11 protein-coding genes and 1 pseudogene are annotated in these 7,968 nt (G+C 62.9%); 6 read left to right on the top strand and 6 right to left on the bottom strand.

From position 1 onward, the window contains the following. Together F618_RS16475 and F618_RS0114155 are read right to left on the bottom strand one after the other, a co-directional pair. Positions 1–308: pseudogene (locus F618_RS16475) on the bottom strand (hypothetical protein); the annotation flags it as partial. Further along, positions 305–1,336: a YafY family protein gene (locus tag F618_RS0114155; protein ID WP_026331249.1), complete on the bottom strand. Its 1,032-nt coding sequence runs from the start codon at positions 1,334–1,336 to the stop codon at positions 305–307. The pseudogene F618_RS16475 and the gene F618_RS0114155, both read right to left, overlap by 4 nt. 185 nt (positions 1,337–1,521) lie before the next feature. On the opposite strand from F618_RS0114155, the gene F618_RS0114150 reads away from it, so the two are divergent. Then, a complete protein-coding gene (locus tag F618_RS0114150; protein ID WP_018937351.1) occupies positions 1,522–1,710 on the top strand; it encodes a hypothetical protein in 189 nt (62 codons plus the stop codon). Between the two features lie 392 nt (positions 1,711–2,102). Continuing rightward, positions 2,103–2,267, top strand: coding sequence for a hypothetical protein (locus F618_RS16270; protein WP_018937352.1), 165 nt, complete (start codon positions 2,103–2,105; stop codon positions 2,265–2,267). On the opposite strand, the gene F618_RS0114140 is transcribed toward F618_RS16270, so the two are convergent. Next, a complete protein-coding gene (locus F618_RS0114140; protein ID WP_019564019.1) occupies positions 2,245–2,859 on the bottom strand; it encodes a Fic family protein in 615 nt (204 codons plus the stop codon). The genes F618_RS16270 and F618_RS0114140 overlap by 23 nt on opposite strands. 618 nt (positions 2,860–3,477) lie before the next feature. Here F618_RS0114140 and F618_RS0114135 point away from each other — a divergent pair. Beyond that, positions 3,478–3,714, top strand: coding sequence for a type II toxin-antitoxin system HicB family antitoxin (locus F618_RS0114135; protein ID WP_018937354.1), 237 nt, complete (start codon positions 3,478–3,480; stop codon positions 3,712–3,714). 279 nt (positions 3,715–3,993) lie between these two features. Further along, positions 3,994–4,356, top strand: a complete 363-nt coding sequence (locus tag F618_RS16470; RefSeq protein ID WP_155998050.1) for a hypothetical protein — start codon at positions 3,994–3,996, stop codon at positions 4,354–4,356. Between the two features lie 753 nt (positions 4,357–5,109). On the opposite strand, the gene F618_RS0114125 is transcribed toward F618_RS16470, so the two are convergent. Both F618_RS0114125 and F618_RS0114120 read right to left on the bottom strand, forming a co-directional pair. After that, positions 5,110–5,364: a type II toxin-antitoxin system RelE/ParE family toxin gene (locus F618_RS0114125; RefSeq protein WP_019564016.1), complete on the bottom strand. Its 255-nt coding sequence runs from the start codon at positions 5,362–5,364 to the stop codon at positions 5,110–5,112. 26 nt (positions 5,365–5,390) lie between these two features. Further along, the gene (locus F618_RS0114120) at positions 5,391–5,663 is read right to left on the bottom strand and encodes a CopG family ribbon-helix-helix protein (RefSeq protein ID WP_019564015.1); all 273 of its coding nucleotides are present in this window, start codon (positions 5,661–5,663) and stop codon (positions 5,391–5,393) included. A gap of 183 nt (positions 5,664–5,846) precedes the next feature. Here F618_RS0114120 and F618_RS0114115 point away from each other — a divergent pair, with 183 nt between their 5' ends. Both F618_RS0114115 and F618_RS0114110 read left to right on the top strand, forming a co-directional pair. Further along, complete coding sequence (locus F618_RS0114115; protein WP_019568952.1) at positions 5,847–6,161, top strand: helix-turn-helix transcriptional regulator; 315 nt, start codon at positions 5,847–5,849, stop codon at positions 6,159–6,161. 3 nt (positions 6,162–6,164) lie between these two features. Continuing rightward, a complete protein-coding gene (locus F618_RS0114110) occupies positions 6,165–7,421 on the top strand; it encodes a type II toxin-antitoxin system HipA family toxin (protein WP_231362690.1) in 1,257 nt (418 codons plus the stop codon). A 322-nt stretch (positions 7,422–7,743) separates the two neighbouring features. Here the strand turns inward: F618_RS0114110 and F618_RS15090 are convergent. Next, on the bottom strand, positions 7,744–7,968 hold a 225-nt coding region (locus F618_RS15090), incomplete at its 5' end, for an ATP-binding protein (RefSeq protein WP_019568829.1).

The following is a 7,968-nucleotide window of genomic DNA, read 5'->3' as shown; positions in this document are numbered from 1 at the left end:
TCGACACGATCGTCCGCGGCCTGCAGCCATAACCGAAAGGCCCGACGAGGCCCGTCCGGTCTTGCCGCGACCACAGGCGGGTCACGTTCTTCCAGCCAGTGCTCCAGGTCGCGGGCGGAAACAATCCATTCACAGCCGCCGCCTGACGGCCCCTGCTGGGGTGACAGAAGCCGAACACGGCGGGTGCACCGCGGAAGCTCCAGCAACAGATTGCCCACGGTCCATGCCCGAATGTCCTCGCGCGTTGCCAGGCGCCTGCGACCGGACAAGCACGCCCAGCTGTTGCGCAAGGCACGGAAGGCCCTCATGCGGGATCCTTCGTGCGGTAGGCCAGACGGGCGGATTCCAATTCCTGGGCAATGGCGTCGCGCAGTGACGGGGGTCCAACGACCTCGACGCCTGCACCCAGCCCCAGCAGCCACCACTTGAGCCGGGCGGTGTCGCGCACGGTGGCCGTCACACGCGAGGTGCCATCGGGACCCCGCTCAATAAGCTGGTCTTCCGCCAGCCGCGCCTCGTGGAGGTGGTAGGCAAGGTCCGCATTTACCCGGAGTTCGAGGGTGATGAGCGCGCCCTCGGGGTAGTCGAAAGCGCCATCCCGGATGACCTGGTTAAGGTCGAACCCACCCTCCGGGTCTCGAGCCGGAACATCCGTCAGTGTTGAAGCCTCGATGCGGTGAGCCGCCAGATGCAGGACATCCTGATGCGGTTCGATCGTGGCCAGCAAGTAGGTGACCGGTTCGCGGAACACGAGTGCCAGCGGATGGATCCGGTGGTCCTTTACCTGCCCCTTCGAACGGGAGCGGTAGGTAATATCGAGGCAGCGGCGTTCCAGCAGGCCCTGCTGCAGAACCGGGAACACCCCGTCCGCCATCTCGGGCGGGGTCAGCGGCGGTCCGTTGGACAGGATGCGAACCCGCTCGGGCCACAGGCTCAGACCGGAGGCATCGCCGGCGGAATCCAGTACTTCCCGGGCGCGGGCCACCTGCGGCTTGAGTCGTGCCCGGGCGGAAGGCGGCAGCAGTTGGGCGGAGTGGGCATGCAGAATCTGCAGCGTCAGGGCCGTTTCCGGATCCATGGCCGGGACATCCTGCAGCGGCGCCTCGTCGGACCAGTACCAGCCGTAGGGGCGCTCGCGGTCGTCGCAGACCAGCGGCAGGAAAGAGGAGAGATTCTCAACATCGCGTTCGACCGTGCGCAACGACACGTCGATACCGCGATAGGCGAGCCGCTCCTTGAGATCCGGGGCGCTAAGCCGCCTCGGGCGACGCGGAATCATCCCCAGCAACAACATCCGGCGCTGCAACGTGGCGCGCATTCCCTGCCCTTCCGGCATCCCTTTCCCTTTCTCGTCCGGTCCGTTAAATGCCGGTGCATTTGCCGCCACCTTATCCCACACCGTCCTCATGGCAAACCGAACCCCTGCCCTGTCGTTCCTCCCAGTACATCGCATCGGAGCGTCAGGTCATGTCGCACAAAGGCCCCAAACTGTCCGAAACATCACCGGATCAGGAGATCGCCATGAGATGGATCGTGAGCGGACTCGCATGCCTGTTGGCAGGATGCGCCGCGACGGCACCCGCCGGATTCGGCAAGCCCTCCATCTATGACGCCGACGGGAACCGCAAGGGCTACCTCACCGAAGGCGCCCTGGGCCAACAGCAGGTCCGCGACACTCGAGGCGTGCTGCTCTATGAGATCCGCGACTGATCGGGCGACGCGTGTCCGGTCGAGCGTCCGGGGCGCCCAAACAGGTCGAGCTGCGCCCCGTCCACCTGCTCTCGTCCAACCAGGGTTGGTCCGCCCGCAGCTCGATCGCCCGAAGCCGTTCCCGGAGCACGGGCACTATCACCCCCCTGCGCGAGACTCTCGCGGTAGGTCACACCCGGGCCGTCCACCGAACCGGTCAGGTGTTCCCATCCCAGATCGACCAACTGATCGATCAGGAGTTTTTCAACGTCCGTGTACTCCGCGACCCTGCCATACCGCACTCTGGTGTTCCGTGGGGTCAAATTAGCAAGTCTGCCAGTCGTTTCCTGCGCGGCGCAGGCATCCTGCGGGCGCTGAGGGTATAATCACAGGAGCACTTCTAGGAGCGCGCCATGAACACACCCCATGCAAAAACGAGCCGCAAGCCGGTCAGCCGCGAGGCCATCATCCGGGCCGTGGCGACGTCCACAGCGGTGGAAACCGGCGAATCCAGCAAAGCCATCGAGGCCAAGCTGCGCGCACCCAAGCCCCATCTCAAATCGCTGCGGCTCGCCTGACCCGCTCGACCATCGGCTGATAGTCCCCCTCAAGCCCGGCATGAATCGCCGCGATGTACGCGGACTTGTTCTGGTCCCAGTCGCTGTAGTCCAGTAGCCCGATGCCCGCCTGGTACGCCATGGCGTCCGCCAGAAGTCGCGCAATTCGGCCGTTTCCCTCCCGGAACGGGTGGATTAGAATCAGCTCCACGTGGATTTCCGCGATCGCTCGTAACGCAGCGTCGTCGTCCATGCCGCAACATGGCGTCAGCCTCTGCAGCCACTTCTGGTCCAGCGCCTGTAGCAGGTGCGGGATCTGCTGCGCCGCCGCGAACATAAAACCGCCCTTTTGCAGGTTGACCTGCCGCTCCTCTCCAGCCCAGTCGTAGAGGCTGCCGAGCCAACGGCGATGCCAGTGCTTGAGCAACGCGACATCCAGCGGCCGATCTTCCCGGAGGTCCGCGAATACCGCCTCGTACAGCATGAGCAAAAGCTCGGCCTCTGCCTCGTCCAGACTCTTTTGATCGGTAATGCCGAGCTTGTTGACCAATACCCGACCGTCGGAGCCAGGTTCGGCACCCCCCTGCGGCCCTGTGACGCGATACCGACTCATGCAGGTTCTCCTGTTCGCAGCCGATACCTCACCGGCCCATCGCCTTTAACCTCGGCCGAAAGGCATTGACGAAATGGTTCAGCTCCTGCCCCAACCGTTCCCGGCAAACATTATCACTGGCGAAATCCCCCTCTGTCAGCATAGAAGTCCGCTGGGTGGCTGATGTCCACCGCGAGACGGGTGTCTCGGAGCCGACCCCGCATGCCTGGCGCCGAGAGTTCCCGGGGGCCGGGGGCATGCGGTGCCGGCGGATCCTGCGGACCCGGAATCCTGGAGTGGCCAGGACAAGCTCGCGGTGGTAATCGAGACCGCTGCGCTGAACGAACAGGCTCTATCGGAGTACTGCCGGCGCAAGGGCCCGTATCCGGAACAGATCGAGCGCTGGAAGGAGGCGAGACCTTCGAGGCCCTCTTATGGCTGGCCCACATATGACGTCCGTCGCCAAGTGCTTCGGGCGCGACCGCTTGGCCGCCACCTGCTCAAAAATGCCGTTTTTTGAGCAGGTCGTCCGAGACCCTCTCAAAAGCTGGCGGTCCTGAACACAAACAAGCTGGGCAGGGCGTACAGAAAACGGGCGCCGGCGCAATGATGCTGGACAATCGACAAGGAAGCCTCGAGATGGACACTCAGAAATATCCGGTCCGGATTGAACCCGACGCAGATGGACGCTACCTCGCTACCTGCCGCGACGTACCGGAAGCGCTCACTGACGGAGCGGAACGCGACGAAGCCAAGGCCGAGATGGCGGACGCACTCATGGTGGCACTAGAGGGCTACCGGCTGGACGGGCGTCCTCTGCCTCCGCCATCACGCCCCGAACCGGATGAGGTCCTGGTCCGAGTGAAGGCGGGCTGATCGCTCGGACGGAGGCCTAGGTAGGTGTCAGGTCTCACCTGGTCATATACGCGTTTGTCCAAGGCCTGACAGCGGGGCTGTACGATGAGAATGGCCCCGAGGGCAATATCGCGGATGAGCCACCCCTTTCTTGGCAACTTCATCGCCCACGAATTTCGCCCGGATTTGGCCGAGGAGTTTGCCCGGGCAAACTCAACATCCAGAGCGCCCGGCAACCCGGACAGGCTTCCGGACATGCTTTCCGGAAAGGATCGCCTAAGTCACTGATCCACCGGTATTATGATCGATTATAGATCGGACAATGAAGCGGACATCGACACGGTCGTGGATCGTGGTGAGAACGTTGCGCTGATGGAGCCACTTCAGATTGGCGAGGGGTCTCGTCATCGTGGCGACCTGAGCGACTTGGTTGTCGATCTCGTAGGGCGCGCAGCGGGTTTTCGGCGTGGTCTGCCGCGGGGCGTGGAGCCGGCGTTGGCGGGCCTTATTCGTTCCGTGAACTGCTATTACAGCAATCTGATCGAGGGACATTACACCCATCCCGTGGAGATTGAGCATGCACTGGAGGGCGAGTACAGCCCGGATTCGCGGCGGCGGGATTTTCAGCTCGAGGCGAAATCCCATATAGCTGTTCAGCACTAGATTGATGAAGGTGGACTGGCGGGGCGTGCGACCGCGGCGGATGGGCTGCGCGAGTTGCACCGTCGCTTCTGCGAGCCATTGCCGGAGGAGTTGCTCTGGGTGGAGCATCCGGCATCCGGCATCCGGCATCCGGGCAGCGTCTGCGGGTGATCCCGGGGGCGTTGCGCGAGCACGAGGTTCAGGTGGGGCCTCATGTGCCGGTGAGCCCGGGCGCGCCGGGCCTGGCGCGCAACGAGGAGGAATACAAACGCCGGCTGATGGCTTGTGATGGGCCGCGCCGGGGTGGCCTGGATGGACAGGGGCAACTGAGTGAGGAGGCGCTGGCGGAGTTTGCGGGGTTCTTCTTGCGGGTTTGTCTCGATCAGGTCGACTTCATGGAGCGGTTGATGGAGCCGCAACGGCTTCGGGACCGCATTCTGCGCTGGGCAGAGGAAGAGGTTCGTAACGATGGGTTGCCACCGCGCTCCGGCCGGGTGCTGGAGGCGGTGCTGTACCGCGGCGCGCTACCACGCGGGGATGTGGCCGGATTGCTGGATCTCAGCGAGCGCCAGGCACGTCGCATCACGTCGGCTCTGCTGTCGCAGGGGGTGGTGGAATCTCCCAGCTCCCGAGCCCCCTTTGCGACTCGCGTTGCCCGCCACGTTGGCGTCGCGGCTGATGCCGGGGCTGTTTCCCTAACGAACTCCCCGAGCCCGTTTGCAGGCCGCCCCGTACACGCCGCGCGGCGCAAGCGGTTAAAGCGCGGGCTCCACATCAGTAGCCCGCCTCTTGCTGGTGTCGGAAGGCCAGGACATACACCGCGTCGTCGGCCGGGTCGTGACGGTAGAGGGCCACAAATCCGGAGTCGCCGAAGGCAATCAACAGCTCGCGCAGTTCGGGTGTTTCAGGGTCCGGCCAGCCAACATCAGGTGCCGTTTCCAGCAGCAGGAATTGCCGCTCGATCGCCTGGCCCGCGCGCCTAGCGGCATCCGGGGCTTTGGTGGCAAGAAAGCCCCGGCATCGTTCCAATCCTTCTGCTGCGCCTGCGGTGACGATTACTCGTGGCACTCGGGCACGGCCTTTTCATCATCAGTGCCCCAGGTGTTCAACCAGGCACGCGCTTCCTGTCCGGTCAGGTGCTGGCCAGTTTCCCGATAGGCCGACCAGGACGCCAGGGCCTCCTGCCTGAAGCTCTCGCGGGCTTCCTCGCGCTCGACGTATTGCCGGATGGCTTCGAGCATGATCCAGTGAGGCGTGCGTCGGCGTTGGCCGGCGAGGTGCTGGACGCGACCTTTCAACGTGTCATCGATCTTCAGTGACGTTGCCATAGCGGGCCTCTTATTACGAAGTAATACCTCGTAATAATCTATCCCCTCTTCCCCTCTGCATCCACCCCCCGATCGTTCGAGCCCGCCAAAGATACCCAGAGACGCCCGAGGCTATAATGCGTATTAAATATTACCTAATTCCCATTTAATGCGCTTTATTCTACCCATTATCGGAATGCACGCATGAAGTTTCGTCCCCTCCCGCCCCTCGAGAACGCAATGAAGAGATTGGGCGAAAACATCGAGATTGCTCGCAAGCGGCGCCAATGGACGGAAGCGATGATGGCAGAGCGCATTGGGGTGAGTCGGAAAACGTATGCAAAGATCGAATCCGGCGATCCTTCCGTAAGCTGGGGTGCGGTCGCATTCGCCCTCTTTGTGCTACAGATGACCGACCAGATCGAAGACCTTGGCGCGCCCGAGAAAGATCCCACCGGACTCCGACTCAGCGAAGATCATCTCCCTAAACGGGTCCGTAGGCCGCGCAGACGAGATTGAGCCATGACGGAACATGCTCGCGGAATCGAAGTCTGGGTCAATCGTATGGGTCCGGATGTCCGTGTCGGCACGATGCGAACCTCATTTCAACGCGGAACGATTCTGGCGAGCTTTGAGTACCACACCGATTGGCTGCGCTCACCGCTCGCGTTTGCCATTGATCCATCGCTACCGATGCGCGAAGGGCCTCAATACCCGAGCGATGGACATTCGCTCTTCCCAGTCTTTGCCGATGCCGCTCCCGACCGATGGGGGCGCTATCTGATTGCGCGCGCAGAGTGGTACGCAGCCGCCCAGGAACAGCGGACACTTCGTCCACTGTTCGACATCGATTACGTGCTTGGCCTCACCGACCGGTATCGCATGGGCGCGTTGCGCTTTCGTGATTTCCAGGGCGATCAAGCAGAAGCGCCATTCCTTTCGGCGTCAGATGAAAAAACGCCCCCAGTGACCCAGATGCACAAGATCCAGGAAGCAGCCCGACGTCTGGAGTCCGGCACGGAAACCGCGCGGGATGTACAGATCCTCCTGGGTCCCGGATCCCCATTGGGGGGAGCGCGACCCAAGGCCGTTGTGGTCGATGAATTCGGCTGTGAGTGGATCGCCAAGTTCGAGCGCGATCAAGATCCGCGGCCGGTACCGCGATGGGAAGCATTGACCCTCGCGTTGGCTCACGACGCGGGCATCGTAACGCCCCGCTTCCAATCCATCGCAGTCGATGGCCGCAGCGTATTCCTTTCTCGCCGCTTCGACCGAATGGAGGACGGCAATGGACGCGTTCCGTACGCAAGCGCGATGACGCTTTGCCGAAAGCGTGACGGGGAAGACGCCAGCTATCTGGAGATCGCGGGAGCCATCCTGCAGCATGGCGGGAGCCCCCGGGAGGACCTGCGGCAACTATGGCGACGCATGGTGTTCAGTGTCCTCGTCCGGAATACGGACGACCACCTCCGCAATCACGGGTTCTTGTGGGACCCCGCCTCGGGGTGGCGACTCTCACCCGCATTCGATATCAACCCGACGCCGATCAAGGAGGGGGCAGCCGTACACGCGCTGGCACTCGATGACCGCGGCGATCGCACCGGCTCGATGGATCTGGTCATGGGCGTCCATGATCACTTCGGCCTCTCGACGCAAGAAGCCCAAACCATCACCCAGGAGGTGACCCGGGCGGTTTCGAAATGGCCGCGAAGGGCCCGCGATTTTGGTTTGAGCGCGGCGGATTGTCGTCGCATGGAAGGAACGCTCCCCGCCCTCTAGGTCTCGATTCCTCCACGTTAACTCGCCTCAGGTAATCCAGTCCTTCAGGGGTCCCACCCTGCAAGGCTTCAATCATTACGCGCAGGGCGCAGCCAATCCAAACGACGCGGGCGTTGACGGGCCAAGGTGTCGCCTTGCCGTAAAATCGATCCATTGAAAATACGTCGAGCTCGCCCAGAATCCCACGGGCCCAACAGAACGTTCAGGCGTGATTCCAGTGGAATCGTCAGGCGACAACGCGGTCCAGATAGCCCCTGTATCTGACGTCAACTATTTTGGCCGGTCAGCGACAACCACTTTGGCCGGTTGGTCGTCGGTGTTGTCAGACCGCTGAGGCGGTCTTGGTTTTCTTGCGTTGCTCGGTGTGCGCGCGCTTTCTGTAGCTCTCGCCGCTGAGCTCGACGACATGGGCGTGATGGATCAGCCGGTCGATGGCAGCGACGGCCATCATGTCGTCGGGGAAGATGGCGTCCCAAGCGCTGAAGGGCTGATTGGAGGTGATCAGCAGGCTGCCCGCCTCGTAGCGATGGGCGATGAGCTCGAACAG

It is taken from the genome of Thioalkalivibrio sp. ALMg13-2 (assembly GCF_000381185.1).
In the GTDB taxonomy this organism is placed as follows: Bacteria; Pseudomonadota; Gammaproteobacteria; order Ectothiorhodospirales; family Ectothiorhodospiraceae; genus Thioalkalivibrio; species Thioalkalivibrio versutus.
The sequence above is the reverse complement of the archived record's forward strand: the minus strand, read 5'-3'. Positions and strand labels throughout refer to the sequence as shown.